The organism is Mucilaginibacter kameinonensis (assembly GCF_003675385.1).
Classification (GTDB): Bacteria; Bacteroidota; Bacteroidia; order Sphingobacteriales; family Sphingobacteriaceae; genus Mucilaginibacter; species Mucilaginibacter kameinonensis.
Genome location: NZ_RCWZ01000005.1, coordinates 20072 through 37343, shown reverse-complemented (window position 1 = coordinate 37343; position 17272 = coordinate 20072). Strand labels below are relative to the sequence as shown.

At 41.8% G+C, this 17272-nt stretch carries 13 protein-coding genes; 5 read left to right on the top strand and 8 right to left on the bottom strand.

All coding sequences use genetic code 11. The features are described from left to right. Positions 1-150: 150 nt before the first annotated feature. Positions 151-1263: an acyltransferase family protein gene (locus tag EAH55_RS23230; protein WP_121811783.1), complete on the top strand. Its 1113-nt coding sequence runs from the start codon at positions 151-153 to the stop codon at positions 1261-1263. Positions 1264-1282: 19 nt separating this feature from the next. Here EAH55_RS23230 and EAH55_RS23225 read toward each other — a convergent pair whose 3' ends face one another. Beyond that, positions 1283-1978: a hypothetical protein gene (locus EAH55_RS23225; RefSeq protein ID WP_121811782.1), complete on the bottom strand. Its 696-nt coding sequence runs from the start codon at positions 1976-1978 to the stop codon at positions 1283-1285. Positions 1979-2177: 199 nt separating this feature from the next. Here EAH55_RS23225 and EAH55_RS23220 point away from each other — a divergent pair, with 199 nt between their 5' ends. The 3 genes from EAH55_RS23220 (at position 2178) to EAH55_RS23210 (ending at position 5910) form a co-directional block, all read left to right on the top strand. Next, positions 2178-2465: a hypothetical protein gene (locus tag EAH55_RS23220; protein WP_121811781.1), complete on the top strand. Its 288-nt coding sequence runs from the start codon at positions 2178-2180 to the stop codon at positions 2463-2465. A 173-nt stretch (positions 2466-2638) separates the two neighbouring features. After that, positions 2639-4297 carry a tetratricopeptide repeat protein gene (locus EAH55_RS23215; RefSeq protein WP_121811780.1) on the top strand — a complete coding sequence of 553 codons (1659 nt, stop codon included), beginning with the start codon at positions 2639-2641 and terminating at the stop codon, positions 4295-4297. A gap of 110 nt (positions 4298-4407) precedes the next feature. Continuing rightward, the gene (locus EAH55_RS23210) at positions 4408-5910 is read left to right on the top strand and encodes a glycoside hydrolase family 43 protein (RefSeq protein ID WP_121811779.1); all 1503 of its coding nucleotides are present in this window, start codon (positions 4408-4410) and stop codon (positions 5908-5910) included. Between the two features lie 100 nt (positions 5911-6010). Here EAH55_RS23210 and EAH55_RS23205 read toward each other — a convergent pair whose 3' ends face one another. The 3 genes from EAH55_RS23205 to EAH55_RS23195 all read right to left on the bottom strand — a co-directional run bounded on the left by EAH55_RS23205 (position 6011) and on the right by EAH55_RS23195 (position 10353). Beyond that, positions 6011-6913, bottom strand: a complete 903-nt coding sequence (locus tag EAH55_RS23205; protein ID WP_121811778.1) for a helix-turn-helix domain-containing protein — start codon at positions 6911-6913, stop codon at positions 6011-6013. A 31-nt stretch (positions 6914-6944) separates the two neighbouring features. Further along, positions 6945-7760 carry an SDR family oxidoreductase gene (locus EAH55_RS23200; RefSeq protein ID WP_121811777.1) on the bottom strand — a complete coding sequence of 272 codons (816 nt, stop codon included), beginning with the start codon at positions 7758-7760 and terminating at the stop codon, positions 6945-6947. Between the two features lie 91 nt (positions 7761-7851). After that, positions 7852-10353 (bottom strand): TonB-dependent receptor domain-containing protein, encoded by a 2502-nt coding sequence (locus EAH55_RS23195; RefSeq protein ID WP_121811776.1) that lies wholly within the window; start codon positions 10351-10353, stop codon positions 7852-7854. A gap of 177 nt (positions 10354-10530) precedes the next feature. On the opposite strand from EAH55_RS23195, the gene EAH55_RS23190 reads away from it, so the two are divergent. Beyond that, a complete protein-coding gene (locus tag EAH55_RS23190; protein WP_121811775.1) occupies positions 10531-11508 on the top strand; it encodes a 3-keto-disaccharide hydrolase in 978 nt (325 codons plus the stop codon). 88 nt (positions 11509-11596) lie between these two features. Here the strand turns inward: EAH55_RS23190 and EAH55_RS23185 are convergent, their stop codons facing one another. From EAH55_RS23185 to EAH55_RS23170, 4 genes are all read right to left on the bottom strand, one after another. Further along, complete coding sequence (locus EAH55_RS23185) at positions 11597-12436, bottom strand: SMP-30/gluconolactonase/LRE family protein (protein ID WP_244228329.1); 840 nt, start codon at positions 12434-12436, stop codon at positions 11597-11599. Between the two features lie 150 nt (positions 12437-12586). Next, positions 12587-12835, bottom strand: coding sequence for a hypothetical protein (locus EAH55_RS23180; RefSeq protein WP_154402356.1), 249 nt, complete (start codon positions 12833-12835; stop codon positions 12587-12589). Positions 12836-12839: 4 nt separating this feature from the next. Continuing rightward, the gene (locus EAH55_RS23175; RefSeq protein ID WP_121811773.1) at positions 12840-16325 is read right to left on the bottom strand and encodes a hypothetical protein; all 3486 of its coding nucleotides are present in this window, start codon (positions 16323-16325) and stop codon (positions 12840-12842) included. Positions 16326-16593: 268 nt separating this feature from the next. After that, positions 16594-17181 carry a porin family protein gene (locus EAH55_RS23170; protein WP_114938532.1) on the bottom strand — a complete coding sequence of 196 codons (588 nt, stop codon included), beginning with the start codon at positions 17179-17181 and terminating at the stop codon, positions 16594-16596. Between the last annotated feature and the right edge of the window lie 91 nt (positions 17182-17272).

Genomic DNA, 17272 nt, shown 5'->3' with positions numbered 1-17272 from the left:
TATCTTCTTTTAAAAACACAGGTATTGTTGTTACACAAATCTTCACAAAACTAAATAAATCTAAACGTGTACGTACACGTTTAGATTTATTTAGTTAAATTGCAGAGTATTTCTTGTAGAACATTAATTATTTATAAGCCAACCGCATCAATGAACCCATTAAAAGAGCGCCTCCAATCGTTAGACGTTTTCCGTGGCCTTACTATTGCTTCCATGATCATTGTTAACACGCCCGGCGATCACGACCATGCTTTCGCCCCATTAAAGCATTCGGAATGGAACGGCTGTACCCCTACCGACCTTGTATTTCCCTGTTTTATTTTTATGATGGGCATTTCTATCGTTTTTGCTTTGCAGTCAAAAAAAGATGATCTGGAGAAACGCCGTGACATTATTCTTAAAGCGTTAAAAAGGATGGTTTTGTTAATTCTTATCGGCTGGGGAATTCAGTTGGTATACAACTTCAACTTTAGCACATTGCGCTTTCCGGGAGTATTACCACGGTTAGGTGTTGTATATTTTCTGTCGACAGTGATCTACCTGTACATCCCGCAAAAAGGATGGAAATACATTTTTGGAGGCATTTTAATCGGATACTATATTGTTATTTGCCTTATCCCCTTGCAGGGTTCTTTTGCCGTAACACCCACGCATAACATCGCTGCAGTTATAGACAGGTTTTTCCTTTCCGAAAAGCACCTCGCTAAATTTGCCTATACAGATCCTTGTGGAATAATCGGTACCCTGCCGGCGGTTTGCTCGGCTATGGTAGGTTTATATGCCGGCGCGATACTCAAAGAGCTAAAACTATCTGCGAAAAATAAATTCGGAAGCCTTGCCGTCATGGGCTGCTTATTCACCATAGCCGGGTTGCTTTTCAATCTGCTCTTTCCGTTAAACAAACCGCTTTGGTCAAGCTCATATGTGTTATTTGCCGGCGGGATCTGTATGGTTGCGTTCGCGCTTTGCTACCTGCTTATCGATATTAAAAAAATCAAAATGCCTTATTGGATATTCACGGTGTTTGGCATTAATGCTATTGCCTCCTATGTACTATCCGAAGTTTTGCCCGAACCTTTGGGTTTAATCCATGTTACAACTACCCAGGGTAAAGTTTCGGGAATGCATATATTTAACGATATTGTTTTTAAGAGCATCATCGGCCCGCAATGGGCGTCGTTAATTACTGCGATTGTATTTACGCTGATAGTTTGGCTGCCTATGTATGTATTTGATAAGAAGAAGATAATTGTAAAAATTTAACGGCGGTGCAAAACGCTGATCATTGCTTCGTACTATATTCATACAGATGGTACTCGGTACCTGTATCCGGGACTTTAACCACATCCTTTACCAAAATGTTGTTTTGATAAGTGTAATAATACTTCACTACTCCTACTCCGCCATCAACCTCGGCATCTTCGTAAATCAGATTTTTATTGCTATCATATTTGTAGTTGTTGGTACAATTCCAGCTGCCACCAACCGTTTGAATTTCTTTTTTAAGCAGATTATCATGATAATATTCAAAGTCCGATTTCATATATGCATCTTTTTCCTTGCCGTTAAAGTATGCCGTACTGCTGATGTTATTACTACTGCCCTGATAGGTATTAACTCTTTTTTCGACTAACTGATTTTTTGATTCATAGTCCACTTCCTGTACTAAACGATTCTGTTTATCATAAGTATAAACGGTAAGTTGGTAGCCTTTTCCGTCACAAAATGTTTTCACCTTCTTTGATTTATGACCATTAGCATATTCAAAGCTAAATATTTCACAATGTGGTTTCTGATGATCGACGTATTGAACCGACTTCATAATATCACCTTTGTCGTTATACAAATTTTCTTCTTCCTTCCTTAGCTTTTTCCCTTTTGCATCCGTTACCCATTTTATTTGCGTTTTATCGGTATTTAATGATCCAAACGAACATAGAAGAAATAGCAATGACAAGCTTAGAACCGAATATTTCATTGTGACAGGTATTTTATTACGGCCCGAATATAATAAAATGTAAACCACGTAAAGCAGCCACTATTTACCCGATGTGATTGGATTCTAAGCTATCTGTTTGTTTCTTTTGGTAATACATGATCCCGATTAATTTAGGATATTTACAAATAAGCTGGCATTTACTTTCGTAACGCCAACTGTCGAAAAAAACAAATACCCAATGAAAACTTTAGCAGAATTTAAAGCATCATTAACTGCAGAACAGCCAGACGGCAGACTTTCTGTACTATTAAAAAGCCTTTGGTATGATGGTAAAGGCGATTGGCATCAGGCGCATGCGCAGGTTGATCACCTGGGTGATCAGGCATCGGCCTGGGTACACGCATATTTGCATCGTAAGGAAGGTGATATCGGAAATGCGGATTATTGGTACAGCAGGGCACGGCAGATCCGGCCCAATATATCTTTAGGCGAGGAATGGGAGCAGTTAGTATTACATTTTCTTTAATCGGATAAACCTGGTAGTTTCCACTGACAGGAATAGTAAGGCAGTTATATAAAAATTTATGGCTGCCTTTAATTTTATAGTTACTCCCGGCAAAAGCAAACAAATATTGTAATTTAAGTATTTGCTTATAAACCCATACACAATTCAACCTCAGATAGTTAATCATTTCAACTATGAAAGAAAAATTGTTTGCCATTGTCCCGCTTCTGCTTATTTCAACGGCTTTACTTTTCTCCTGCAAGGAAAAAAGATCAGAACCATCAAAAGATCAGATCACTGAAATAGGATTGAAAAGAGGGGAACTTGTTTTATGCGGATCGCCCGATAAACATTTTGGATCAGTTGAATTTGAAATATCTAATAAAGGAAAAATCAAAGACGATTTTAACCTTGCCGTGGCCCTGCTGCACTCCTTTGAATACGACGAAGCAGAAAAGGCCTTCGCGAAAATAATTGATAAATCGCCGGATTGCGCAATGGCTTATTGGGGCGTGGCTATGTGCAATTATCATCCACTTTGGACACCGCCTACCGAAGCAGAGCTTAAAAAGGGCGCTAAAGCTGCCGAAATAGCCCGTTCCATTAAACCCAAATCGACCAGGGAAGCCGAATATATAGATGCGATCTCGTCCTTTTATCAAAACTGGGATAAATCAGATCATCATACCCGGAGCATCAATTTTGAAAACGGCATGGCCAAAGTATACAAGGATTTCCCTCAGGATAAAGAAGCAGCCATATTTTACGCTCTTGCGCTCGATGCCGCCGCCGATCCTGCCGATAAGACGTTCAAAAAGCAAAAAAAAGCAGGCGCCATTTTATATTCCCTTTACCCTAATGAGCCCAATCATCCCGGAATAGCACATTACATAATCCATACCTATGATTACCCTGGGTTAGCGCAACAGGCCTTGCCAATGGCCAGAAGATACGCCAATATAGCACCATCCTCGGCTCATGCACTTCATATGCCATCGCATATTTTTACACGTTTAGGTCTGTGGGATGAGGCTATAACTTCAAACCTCGCTTCTGTTTCGTCGGCGCAATGTTATGCACCTGCAGCCGGTATCAAGGGGCATTGGGACGAAGAGCTTCATGGGCTTGATTATCTGGTTTATGCATACCTGCAAAAAGGAGATAATAAGGATGCAAAAAAGCAATGCGACTATCTGCAAACCATTACAGAAGTGCATCCTGTAAATTTTAAAGTTGCTTATGCTTTTGCTGCCATTCCTTCACGCTACCTGTTCGAAAATAAATTATGGGATAAAGCCGCAAAACTGACTGTATCACCTTTAAATTTTCCATGGAAAAACTTCCCGTGGCAAGCCGCTATTGTTCATTTCACACGGCTAATGGGCGCTGTACATATCGGCAGTATGGACACCGCAAAAGCGGAATTGGCAAAACTAAACACTATCCATGACACGCTGACCACGCAAAAGGATTCATATAAGGCCAACCAGGTACAAATACAGATTAAAGCAGCCGAAGCCTGGATACAATTTAAAGCCGGAAAAAATGAAGATGCACTCAATTTGATGAACCAAGCAGCCGATATGGAAGATAAAACCGAAAAGCATCCGGTTACGCCCTGTGAAGTAATCCCAGCGCGGGAGTTATTGGGCGATATGTTGTTAGAGATGAATAAACCGGATAAAGCTTTGGGAGCTTACCGCTCCGATCTGAAAACACACCCCAATCGTTTTAATGGAATTTACGGGGCAATTATGGCAGCAAAAAAATCAGGAGAAAACATAACGGCCGAATCTTATAAGCGGCAACTGTTAACGTTTGCTAACCCGAACAAGCCGGCATCAACTCATTAATATGGTTATATCCAATTCAGGACAACTTATATTGAGCCAAACAAAAATCGGTTTAGCAACACTTCAATAGCGGAAAATAACGATATTGCCGTTCCAAAAACCAATACCTGATGAAATTATTAATCTTACGTTTCTTTGCTTTCCTGCTTTTATGGACAACCATAAATCAAGGTACCGCCCAAACAACCACAGCTGTTATACCCGGCGATTTTCCGGACCCCACTGTTATTGCTGTCCCCAACGGTTATTATGCCGCGGGAACATCGTCAGAGTGGGCTCCGCATTATCCTGTTTATCATTCAACCGACCTCAAGACCTGGAAACAAGTTGGATACGTGTTTGATAAAGCACCCGAATGGACTGTTGGATCATTCTGGGCGCCTGAATATTATCACATTAACAAAACCTATTATATTTATTACACTGCGCGGCGTAAATCTGATAACGTTTCATGCATTGGCGTAGCAACTTCAAAGTACCCTGATCATGGCTTTACAGATCGCGGAATTATCGTTGACCATGGGAAAGAAGCCATAGATCCTTTTATATACAATGACAATGGACAATTGTATATCTCATTCAAAGCATACGGCCTCGATAACCGCCCTATCGAACTCCTGGCTTGTAAACTTTCGGCAGATGGTTTGAAAACCGAAGGAGAAATGTTTTCCCTCCTGAAAGATGATAAACGTGTAGGCATGGAGGGGCAAAGCATATTAAAAACCGGGAAGTATTACTACCTGTTTTATTCTGCCGGAGGTTGCTGTGGTGTACGTTGCAGCTACCATGTTAAGGTAACAAGGGCTACCAGCTTTTCCGGTCCGTATGACAAGTATGACGGTGAAGAGTTGCTAAAACCTGCAGCTGGTTGGAAATGCAGCGGGCACGGCACCTTCGTCAAAACTGCTGCGGGGCAATATTTTTACCTATGCCATGCCTACAATGAACGCAGTGAGGTTTTTACCGGGCGCGAGGGCATGTTGGCTACGCTTTCATGGCCAAAAAACAATGGATGGCCTATCATGAAAGCGGTTGCTACACCACGCCAGCTTCCTGGAATACATGATACCTTTACCACTAACAAGCCCGCACTATATTGGCAGTATGATTTCCACAACGCCAGTCCCGTTGTAAAACAAGGTAATGGCAAGTTTAATTTATCGGGCCAGGTGTCCGAAAAAAATAAGGCCGGGATTGTATATGGTGTTCGCCCGGTATCCGATCATTTCGATATGACTACGACTGTATCTAACAGCAATAACGCGCTTAAAGGCCTGGCCTTTTATGGCACTGTCAATTCGGCTTTAGGAATTGGCACCTCGGGTAAGCAAGTGAAATTATGGATGATTAAGGATGGTAGTTTTACTATTATTGATTCTGTTACCATAGCGTCTGATGTGCCTGTACGCCTCAAATTCAGCATGGCACCCGACAGAACCTGCAAAGCTTATTACGCCGCACCAAACCAGGATTGGAAAGAAATATCTGCCGGAAAAAGTATCCCTGTAGATTTTTTACCGCAATGGGACCGGCCTCAACGTATCGGCCTATTTTTTAAAGGCAAGCCAACTGAAAGTGCCCAATTCAGCACATTTGATATTGTCAATAAATAAAGCTTAGGGGCAAACTGTCCAACCCCAATTATAATAAAAAAGACGGCTTATAAATGACCGTCTTTTTTATTATATCAATTTCAGACCTCCAAAAAACCAATCAGTTGTTACTTCTGTATGCTTTTGGCGTAAAGCCGGTTTTGCTTTTGAAGATCTTTGTAAAATGTGAAGGATGATCAAACCCGAGCTGATAGGCAACTTCACTAACCGACTTATCCCTTTCCCAAAGTAACAGTTTCGCCTTTTCAATAAGCTGTAAATGAATATGCTCAAGCGTTGTTTTGCCGGTATATTTATGCAACAGATCGGACAGGTAATTAGGCGAGATATTAAGTTTCGAAGCAAAATATTTCACTTCCGGTAAGCCATCGTTAACCAATGTTTCACGCGTAAAATATTCGTTCAGTAACAATTCAAAGCGCTGCACAAGGTCATGGTTCGTTTTCGCCCGTGTCAAAAACTGACGATCATAAAAGCGGTTGCAGTAGCTTAACAGCAGTTCGATATTGCTTACTATTAAGCCCTGAGTGTGCTTATCTATATTTTGTGAATATTCCCGTTCAATCTTTTTAACACAATCCAGCAGTACTTGCTTCTCCTCGTCCGAAACATGCAGGGCTTCATTCAGATCATACAAAAAAAAAGAATACTGATGAATATTTCGGCCAAGCGCAGTACCGTTAATCAAATCCGGGTGAAAGAATAAGGCCCAACCATCCTCTAACTCAACTTCAGGGCCTGAACTAATCACCTGTTCGGGAGCGGTGAACAACAACGATCCTTCTTCAAAATCATAAAGCTGTCTGCCATAATGCAGGTTACCCTTGAAACTCTTGCAAGAGATGATATAAAGGGACATTTGGTAAGCCTCGCCTTGCTCCAACAAATTATGCCGGATTGTTTTAAGGTCGATAACCGAAACCAGCGGATGACGTGGCGTACCACATTGATAATGTCGGTGCAACTCATTGATGGAACGGATACGGATCAGTTCTTTTTTCATTTTTAAAGATATGAAATCTCCTTAAAGCGGATTAACCAAAGAAAACCTGGTCAAAATGCTTGCGAAACACCTCCCCGCCCATCTCAGTCCGGGTTTTATATAAGGCCTTTCCGTCTTCGCCTGCAATATACCTTAACTGATCCTTGCCATCAGTCACAGCTTCAAATACTACTTCAGCAATATCCTCGGCAGGTGTAAGGTTTTCAGGAAGTAAAAGATGGCTCATGATACTGTTAACCTTATCAATTGACGGCTGATAAGCTTCAACCTCATGAACACCATGTGCCATTGAACGACCTACATAATCGGTTCTGATGCCACCGGGTAAAATATTTTTAATACCGATGTTAAATTTTGACAGCTCAAAGTACATGCTTTCGCTAAAGCCTTCTATCCCCCATTTGGTTGCATGATACATGGAGCTGAACGGAAAGGCCGTCATGCCGCCCATAGATGATGTTGTTATAAATAATCCGCCACCCTGTTGCCTGAAATGCGGTATAAAAGCTTTGGTTACCCTGATAACGCCTAATAAATTGGTGTTTATCAATCCAGCTATCTGTTCATCGTCATAACTTTCTAAGGGGCCAAATAATCCATGCCCTGCGTTGTTAAATACTGCGTCGATCTTTCCTAAGCCGGTAGCCTTTGTTACACACTCGGTAATTTGTTTCGGGTCATTAACATCAAGGGGCAGCAAGGTAACATTTGCCAATGCTGATAGTTCCTGCTCATGTTGAGGCGAGCGCATGGTTGCTATAACGTTCCAGTCTTTGCTTTGAAATAATTTGGCAGTAGCTTTACCCAGGCCAGATGAGGCACCGGTAATAAATATTGTCTTTGTCATTGTTTTAATTTTTAATACAACACAAAGGTGGCTTTATACCGGGCCTTAAAATTATATGTTTCTCTGAATTACTTATACATTTCCCGGATGCTTATTTACTGTCATTATTACTTCCGCTGTCTTTAAGGTCATCATTGTTGATAGTCTTTTTAGGCTTTTTGGGTTTAGCCTGACTAAGGCCGCCAATGCGGTAACTAAACCTGATCTCGAAACTGCGTACCTGTGTTATGTTAACCGCCTGCTGGCTGATATTACCTGAGTTAACCACCGTAGGCACGTGGAAACCATTGGTCAGGAAGTTATCAAGCCCTATGCCTATACTGCCTTTCTTCTTGGCAAAATATCTGTTAAAACTAACGTTATAAACCCCAAAACCTCCCTGGTAGCCTTGTAACTGGATCTGGCGTGAACGACGGAATGTGAAAGCCTGAATAGAATATTTATCCGACAGATCATAGCTACCGAATAAACGGTAGTTAGCTACCCAGCCCTGGTTATTAGCGCGAAACAATGGATCAGGGTCCAGGTTATCGAGGCTAAGGTGATACATATCTACACCACCATTAATACTTAATTTATTGATTGGGGATAAATTGAATGAAAGGCTTAACCCGTAAGCATCCTGTTTACCCAGGTTTTGGTATGATGTCTTCACCGTATCGCCACTGCTTGTCCTAATGGTTTGGATAGCATCATTGGTAGAACGCATAAAGGCAGATACGTTAATGCTATTGTTTTTGATATGAGTGCTGTAGCCCAACTCAAAGTTATTGGTATACTCAGGCGAGAGCGCCGGGTTTCCTACAGTAACGTTAAGCGGGTTTGATGCCTGGATATTAGGGTTTAAAAACTCAAGCGATGGGCGCTGAATCCTGCGTGTAAAACCAAACTTGATCATATCGCCATTACCAAACTTACGGGCCAGGTTTACACTTGGTACCAGTACACCGTAATTTGGAATATTAACTGATGAGCCGCTGTTAAAATCAGCCGTAATGTTGGTATACTCATACCTTGCACCGGCCTTAAGCGTGTAATTTTTAATAGGCGAAAGCGTATATGACAGGTAACCGGCCGCTACGTTCTGCTTGTAGCTGAAAGCGTTTGATAAACTGGATGATGATATAGGCTGGTAGTTAAGCGAGCCATCGGCAGCAGAAAAATAGGTATAATCACTGCTTACCGTCCTGATAATATCCTTCGCACCAAACTCCAGCAATTGGTTCTTAAATGTGGGCGTTTGGTAATCGGCCTCAAAAGTGAGTTCTTTATTAACGCTGTTATTATTGTTTTTTAATCCGCCGGTTACCGCGCCACTGCTTTGATCCAGATAGATATTCTCAAAATTGTTATTCCGGTTATTCTGGCTGTACTCGGTCAATATACTGAACTCGCGCTCTGGCTTTTTGCCTGTAAGTGTATAAGTAAGGGTTGCGTCTACCTGGTTGGAGTTATTGGTGATCTTGTTCTGCTGCAGCATAGAGCTTGTCAGTTCATCATTAAGATAACTTTGTGTCAGGAAATTATTTTGCGTTGTGGGGCGGTTATTGGCGCCTATTACTACGCCCAAGCTAAGCGAGTTATGTTCGCTGATATCATAGTCCATACCAAAATTATACCTACCAAACAGCGATTTATTTTTAGTTGTGGCACTTTGCGTAGTAAGGTAAGTATCATTTGAAGTAAGGCTGCTTACTGTTTGGCTGTTACTGAAAGAGCCCGGAGAGTTGTAGCTGCCGCGACCAAAACCGCCTAACGAAAAGTTAAACTTACCAACTTTATAACCGCCGTTAAGGCCAAGTCCGGATCCGCGGGTACCGGCGGTACTGTTAATGTTAAGCGTAAGCCCCTGTAGGGTATTTTGTTTTAATACGATATTGATGATGCCGCCCGAACCTTCGGCATCATACTTGGCCGATGGAGAAGTGATCACCTCTACACTCTTAATCAGGTCGGCAGGGATCTGTTTCAAAGCATCCGCAACACTGGCCGACATCATGGCCGATGGCTTGCCGTTAATAAGCACCTTGATATTCTGGCTCCCCCTCAAGCTTACGTTGCCGTCCATATCTACCGAAACCATAGGTACACGTTTCATCACGTCAGATGCGTCACCGCCACGTGCGGTAAGGTCATTTTCGGCATTATAAACCGTGCGGTCGATCTTTTCTTCAACCAAAGCCTTTTTCGCCGTTACCTGTACTTCATTCAAAAGTTTAGCATTGGGACTCAGCAAAACACGGCCCAGTTTTTTCGATTCTCCATCAACAAGGTTAATTCCCGATATGGTTTTATCGGCATAGCTTAAAAAACTGATCTTGACGTTATATATGCCCCTGTTTAATTTTCCGATAGAAAACTTACCATCTGTAGCTGTAAGCGAGCCGGATACTATTTTACCGCTGCTTTGGTCAATAATGGTTACCGTAGCATAATCAACGGGTTTACCACTTACCGAATCAAGCACCGTACCCGAAATACCGGATGAAAACTCATCGAGGTTAGAGGTTATGTTGCTTTTTACCCGGCTACTTGCAGAGGAAGCTAAAACCGCCAGGATGAACAATATGAAGAGAGAGATTTTTTTCATCATTACTATTTATTACCGGCAAAAGAACCCAAAATCACAAACTTCCTAAACCGTAATAGACCGTGGGCAAAAACTAATCGACGTACAGGTAATAGTTATCGAAGTGTGTGTCAGCTTGACACATCAAAAAATCAATCGTTTAGTTAAAATATTGAATGTTAGTTTGTAGATTTAAATATTATGAGAAACCAAACTACCACTAACCAAACCAAAACTTACCGTTTTTTCCGCACGCAGATTATTGCTGCATTACTGCTTCTGATAATTTCGGAGGCAAAAGCCCAGCAGATAAAAGATCCTGCCGTTATCGGTCGCTGGGATATCACTATGGACAAAGGCGGCAAAAGTATTCCATCATGGCTGGAAGTTCAGAAATCTGGTACACATACCCTCATCGGCCGGTTCACTTATGCCTTCGGAAGCGCACGACCGATATCGGAGGTAAAACCAAATAACGGAAAGTACAGCTTCTCTATCCCTCCACAATGGGAAGAAGGAAACCGCAATATGGATTTTGAGTTTGAGGTTAAGGGCGAAGAGTTAAGCGGCACGATGGTTTATACCGATGGCGTGACTTACCATTTTACAGGCGTGCGTGCACCGTCAATGACCCGGACAAAAGCACCGGTATGGGGTAAACCTGTTAAACTGTTTAATGGTACAGATACCAAAGGCTGGCATACCGATGGCAAAAATCAATGGGTAGTTGAATCCGGCATTTTAAGAAGCAAACACTCCGGCGCCAATCTTATCACCGATCAAAAATTTAGCGACTTTAAATTACATATCGAGTTTCGTTACCAGAAAGGCAGCAACAGCGGCGTTTATCTGAGAGGGCGTTATGAGGTACAGGTAATTGATACCAAAACCGGCGAACCGGAACCAATTAATAACCAGTTTAGCGCCATTTATGGTTTCCTGCCTCCTAATAAAATGATGGCAAAAAACGCCGGCGAATGGCAATCATACGATATTACCCTCGTAGGCAGGTTGGTTACAATTGTAGCTAACGGCACTATGGTAATATGCCAGCAGGAAATTCCGGGTATTACAGGCGGGGCTATCGACAGTAAAGAAGGCGAACCAGGTCCGCTATTGATTCAAGGCGATCACGGCCCTATCGATTACAGGAATATCGTTATTACTCCTGCCAAATAAAATACTTGAACTAAAAAAAGAAGCCCTGCTGACTCGGTTAGCAGGGCTTCTTTTGTGTTAATACCAGCCTAAATTATCGACGGGTATATTAATTGTTTACAAGCTTGTACGCCACTACTTTCTTCGAAAAAAAGGTCGGCACGTATAAAATATGATTAACGGTATCATAACCCAGGTCGGCAGTACTCATCTTTTGCGCTTCTGAATCAAGCAGTACTTCTACTTTCCCATCCGCAGATACATAAAATATATGCCCAGCCCAGCAAGTAATCAGGAAATCGCCATTACCAACCGGTTCAAGGCCATCGCCATTGCAAGTAATCGTTGCCACCTGTGTTAAATTACCTTTGCTGTCGGCTTTCATAAACTTCGGCCCGCTCATGATATACAGGTCGTTATCTATTGCTTTAAGCCCGTTAACACCGGTTACTTGAGTTAAGAAGGTGGTTACCTTTCCTTTTTCAACGCGGTGGATCTTGAAGGTTTTGCTATCTGATACATAAACCACACCCTTTGAATCAACAGTAACATCATTTAAAACTTTAGCGCTGTCGATAACTATTTTATTGATCACTTTGCCTGTTTTGATATCAATAACAACAAGTTCCGACAGATCGGCTACATATAATTTGTCGCCAAACCGTCCCATGCCTTTAGCAGAGTTTAAGTCTGTTGTAAAATCAAGGTCGATGATTTTGCCATCCAAACCTATTTTGGCAACCCCTCCTTTACCAGCAGCGGTGTTGGAGTTTCCACCAATTTCGGATACGTATAAAATCTGTTTTTTAAAATCAGGTAAAACCGATTCAGGGACCCGTACAACGGAATCAGTTTCCCAAAGCTTTTCTAACCGGTGGGTTTGGGCAGAAACGCCCTGTACCATAAATGCCAGTAAAGCAGGTAGTGCACATTTAAAAAAGTGTTTCATAGCAGGTTGTTTTATTGGTCAAGATACAGATAATAGCACAACCAATTGTATATCAATATGATTTATTTCTGTAATAAAACAACACCGCTTTGCTTAGGAAGACAGCAAGTAATTTTTGAGGAATATTTTAATGGAACTTAAATACAACCATTAAGCCCGTTGCTCAAGGCTTGTATTTGATTTATTTTGCCGGATCAGGTGCCGCGCGGTAAACACTACGGCTACTATCATGAGCACCCATACCCAGGTATCTAAGGGACAACCATCAGGTCCGCCATCGTTACCATCACAAAGCCCATCGCCCGGATCCGCAAAGGTTAGGGATACCGTAAGCAAATTTATTATTGTAAAAGCTATTATGGATTTCCATTTTGATACGATCATAGATAATACACACATACTGTTATTGTTTAAAAAACATTCCACTTCCAATTCTATCACCCGTGCTTTCATTAACCGCAACTACTATGTAAAGGCCCCGGCTTAAACCGGTAACATTTTCCTGTATAGTGTTTGTGCCTGTTGCTGATAGTTTTTTTACAATTGCGCCCGAAGGACTAACTATATTTATCTTAACCTGATTGGCAGATGTTTGTTCTAATTTTATATTAACCGTACTGGCCGAAACTACTGTTGGATAAACCAGGAACTTATTTACGCCAGAGCCCGGTTGTATTTGAAAAGTGAGTTTATCAGAAAGTTTATTTTCGCCTGTTACAAGGTTTTGGCTAAGTCTGTAAATGATTTGGCCTGTACCGGGTGTTGGATCAGTGTAAGCATATTTGCCAGCGCCTGTTGACCGCAGGCTATCTATAGTTAAAAACGTCTTGCCCCCGTCGGCACTTTTCTGAACGCCGAAACCTGTAAAATTACTCTCGTTATTGGTTTCCCAGTTTAAGGTTATTCCCTGTGTAACCTTTTTTCCGGTAAAGCTTATCAGGCGGTAATCATGCCCCGGAACTATACCAATAGAAAGATAGAACCTGTCATGCGCATAGCTGGCCGCATTCGATTCTACCTTGAACGCGTACTCATCATTATGAACAACATCAAGCGAATCATTGGTGTATTTATCTTTCAGATAGATGGAATACCTTGGATCGATATTCTTTTTTATTGGTGCTGTAAGCTTATATGTTCCATAATTAGAGAAAGTAACAATCAGGTTTATCCGCTTTAATTTTTCGAGGTTACTGGTGTAGTTGGCAAAACAGCCTATTGAATCGCTGCTTAAAGAATAAAACAAATCTCCCTGTCCTGAAGGCTGATAATATGGAGCGTCTTCGCCCGGAACAAATTTGGCAGAGGCGTTTCCATCGAAATTGATATCGGTAGAGTTATGTATTATCGTATCCTGTGCCAATTCCATAGTAATACGAGGCAAAATATCTCCATCATTGATTGGTACGCTCGAAGCAAATGAAGCTGCGATGTTTTTACCGGGGTTGCCCACCACGTTAAATACAGGATTAGTTGGAGGAGTATAACTTGAGTACGCTACTTTCATGGATTCATCAAACTTAATAGCCGAGGCAGAAGTTGCTACAGTAAAAAAGCCCTGACCGGATAAGGCATACCTGCTTGCACCAGTGCCAGCGGAACCTGTAGTACCCACACTTGCGTCATATAATGCAAATTTGGTTGACGAACTATTGGTTCCCGTATTTGTATCCTTAATCAACATGTAGTAAAATTTATTGGTAGTGTTAGCAGCGTAAAGTGCATGAAGGTCAATTACAGAAGCATATGGATTACCAATAAGATTAAGGCCTTTCTTTATTGCTGGAGTACTTGCGCTATATGACAAAGTAGCGGGTGCACTTACCGCGGTAGCGGTATAATAGGTTGGCGGCGTAGCAGGGAAATTAATTATATTTGCGGTTAACTGCGCATTAGTGGCTCCCGAACCTTTAATAACCGCGCCAAAAAAGTTTAATGTGGCATTATCCGTTGCCGGGAATGGCCTCACAAATGGGTTCACCACACTCCTGCTTCCCCTGAAATAGTATAAAAAACCATTAGCTGCCGGCAAACCCTGACTTGTCGAACTGAAAGGCTTGTATTCATTATTCACCACCTGATTTATATCAGCTGTAACAGGGGCGTTTTCATCGTAAACAAATACCGAAGGACTATTACCCGTAGCCGTGGCATTGTCGAAACCATTGGTTGAACCTCCCGGGCCTGTTATATAAGTGGTTGCAATAAGCGGGATGAGATTATAGGTAGGAAGCGAGCCGGTTGTTGTAAATGTTGTTGTCGTATTCGTTACAGGCGATGACATCAGCATATATCGGCGCAGTGTGCCCTTCACATAGCGCTGAACATTGATGCTGCCCGTAATAGAACCAGCAGCCAAGGTGCCGATACTTGCGTCGCCGGCAGAGGTAGAAAGTAATGTAAGCGCTGTTGTAGTCGCAGTTGCGTTACCCACCGCAAGTATGGATGAAGTATTGACGTTTAAGGTGTAGGTAGGCGCGATAGTAAATTTACTGCCCGAGGCCATTGTTTTGGTTCCGCCCGTTGTAAAGGTTACATTGTAAAAAGCTGTGCCATTAGTGGTAGCATCAGTGAGCGTCTGGGTTGTGCCATCAAATGTAATAGTAGGAGTAGAATTTGCCGTAAAGGTACCGGTGTTGGTATAGTCTTTAGCTATATTCAATGCGCCTGTTCCCATAGTCATGGTGCCCGAGTTGGTCAGTGTACCGTTGATATCAATACTTCCACTTCCTCCCGCTACTGTTACAGAAGCCGCGTTTGTCCAACTTGCTCCTGTTCCTCCGGATGCACCTATCGTGGTGATAGTATTTGTTGCGTTTGAAAAAGACGTATTTGAATTGGTTGTTAACGTAGAGTCAATAACGAGGTAGCTGGTGTAACCCGTAGCGGTTGAGCCACCTATAACGGCCGTTCCCGTACCCTGGATTACCAGGTTATCGTAAGTGGGATTAGTCGCGCCGTTAGCGTCCACAGCACCACCACCAGAACCAAATGTAAGCGTAGCAGTGGTATATATTAAAGGGCTTGCCGCGGTATACCTAACCGTAGCTTTCCCGCCCGGGTTATGGTCACCATAAAAATTCACTGACGAATAGGTGGCGACCAATGTACCAAGAGCATTAGCATTGGTTAAAACTAAAGTAGGGTTTGTGTTGGTATTGGTTGTTTTATATGAGGTACGGGCATTCACGGTGAAATAACCGGAGTTTTTTGAAGTAACGCCCCTGTTAACAAAATTAATCTGACCATTTATGGTCATCGTGCCGCCTTCAAGCCTGATTCCACTACCGTTTTGCTGCTTAACATTCAAATTAATGTTTACATTATTAGTAACCGTAAACCCGGTAGATTCCAAAATTAAAAACGAAAAGGCGGTGGTTGTTACAGAAGAAGCGCTGCCAAACTGTATATTGGCACATGTAACAGTTCCTGTCCCCCTGATGTCATTAAAAATACTCGTTGCAGTGCTGCTTGAGTTATAGTTCTGATTAATATCTCCTGTTACGGTAAGTGTAGCGCCGTTAACTGTCAAAACCGTGCCTGTTAATGTGGTACCGGTAAGTACATAGGTTGAAAGATACTGAATACTGCCAAATGTAATAGAACCTACAGTGACGCCGGTAGCCAAAACCGGTTGAAGGGTAAATACAGACCCGGTTACGCCAAAATTCACGATATCGTCTGTTCTTCCGCTTGCACCGGGATAAAGTGTACCTGTTCCCGTTCCAGAAACCGACCAATTGCCTGGAGTTGCCCAATCGGTTGTTAGCGCACCTGCTGTCCAGTTAAATGTATAAACAGCAAGGGCTTTACCCGTAAAAAAACAAAGATTTAGAAGAATTAATAGAACTGGTTTATATGATATTTTTAAGACGGCCCTCAAGCGCATAAGTAACCTTCATTTATTATTAGTTACTTTTTACGAAGAAATTTCAAAAAAGGTTTCCCATCAAAATATAAATTAACCATTAATTAACAACATATAGCTCTAAAATGATCACTCATCTATTCATTAGTTGGTTTGCATTCAATAAATGGACAAAAAACAAAGGCCTTTGATCCGGGTTAATCAACAGTAAAATTCAAAATATCGCCTAAAGCAAAAAAAGACCCGCCGTTCCCGGCAGGTCTTCCTATATTTTTTAATAAGCTGAGAATTATAAAGAGAATAATTTATAGGCTAAAGAAAGGCTAAACAAGCTTACGCGCGTATGTGAGTTATCATTGCCATAAGGAATTTTGTTTAAACCACCTTCGTAACGCAGGTCAACAGAAAAACTGCTGATATCAACGCCCGCTCCTACCTGGATAGCATAGTTGGCATCTTTATACCTTAAAGCGGTTGCATCATTGAAAGCATTGTCCTTACTTGTAGTAAATGAAAGCACAGGCCCACCATAAAACCTGCCGCCCAAGCCTAAGGCGCCAACTTTAGCACCAATTAACAATGGAACATCAAAACTTTTAAAGCTTTGTTTGTTTGAAACACCGCCATTGTTTACAGTAACGCTTTTATCAGCAAAATAAAGTTCCGGCTGAAAAATGAAGCCTAAGCCGCCAATACGTGCCCAGGCACCAGCCTGGTAGCCTGCTTTATTATCATTGTTAAAAACGCCGTTAGAGGGAAAAGTTGAATAGTTTAAACCGCCTTTTAAACCAAACGAAAAGCTCGGTATAACCTGCGCTTTTGATACGCCAATTGACAGTAAAAAAATAGAGAAGATAAGTAAAATTGATTTTTTCATTTTTATTAGGTGTTTGGAGTGATGTATTAATGTTTTGCAAGCAATATTGTTTGCAAAACTGGCGCTAAAATAGAAATATCCGGCCAAACCC

Coding starts and splice junctions, on each gene's coding strand:
- EAH55_RS23195 (WP_121811776.1), bottom strand. CDS start 10,353: ATGATGAAAAAAATCTCTCTCTTCATATTGTTCATCCTGGCGGTTTTA.
- EAH55_RS23215 (WP_121811780.1), top strand. CDS start 2,639: ATGAAAGAAAAATTGTTTGCCATTGTCCCGCTTCTGCTTATTTCAACG.
- EAH55_RS23230 (WP_121811783.1), top strand. CDS start 151: ATGAACCCATTAAAAGAGCGCCTCCAATCGTTAGACGTTTTCCGTGGC.
- EAH55_RS23225 (WP_121811782.1), bottom strand. CDS start 1,978: ATGAAATATTCGGTTCTAAGCTTGTCATTGCTATTTCTTCTATGTTCG.
- EAH55_RS23190 (WP_121811775.1), top strand. CDS start 10,531: ATGAGAAACCAAACTACCACTAACCAAACCAAAACTTACCGTTTTTTC.
- EAH55_RS23185 (WP_244228329.1), bottom strand. CDS start 12,436: ATGAAACACTTTTTTAAATGTGCACTACCTGCTTTACTGGCATTTATG.
- EAH55_RS23200 (WP_121811777.1), bottom strand. CDS start 7,760: ATGACAAAGACAATATTTATTACCGGTGCCTCATCTGGCCTGGGTAAA.
- EAH55_RS23205 (WP_121811778.1), bottom strand. CDS start 6,913: ATGAAAAAAGAACTGATCCGTATCCGTTCCATCAATGAGTTGCACCGA.
- EAH55_RS23220 (WP_121811781.1), top strand. CDS start 2,178: ATGAAAACTTTAGCAGAATTTAAAGCATCATTAACTGCAGAACAGCCA.
- EAH55_RS23210 (WP_121811779.1), top strand. CDS start 4,408: ATGAAATTATTAATCTTACGTTTCTTTGCTTTCCTGCTTTTATGGACA.
- EAH55_RS23180 (WP_154402356.1), bottom strand. CDS start 12,835: ATGTGTGTATTATCTATGATCGTATCAAAATGGAAATCCATAATAGCT.
- EAH55_RS23170 (WP_114938532.1), bottom strand. CDS start 17,181: ATGAAAAAATCAATTTTACTTATCTTCTCTATTTTTTTACTGTCAATT.
- EAH55_RS23175 (WP_121811773.1), bottom strand. CDS start 16,325: ATGCGCTTGAGGGCCGTCTTAAAAATATCATATAAACCAGTTCTATTA.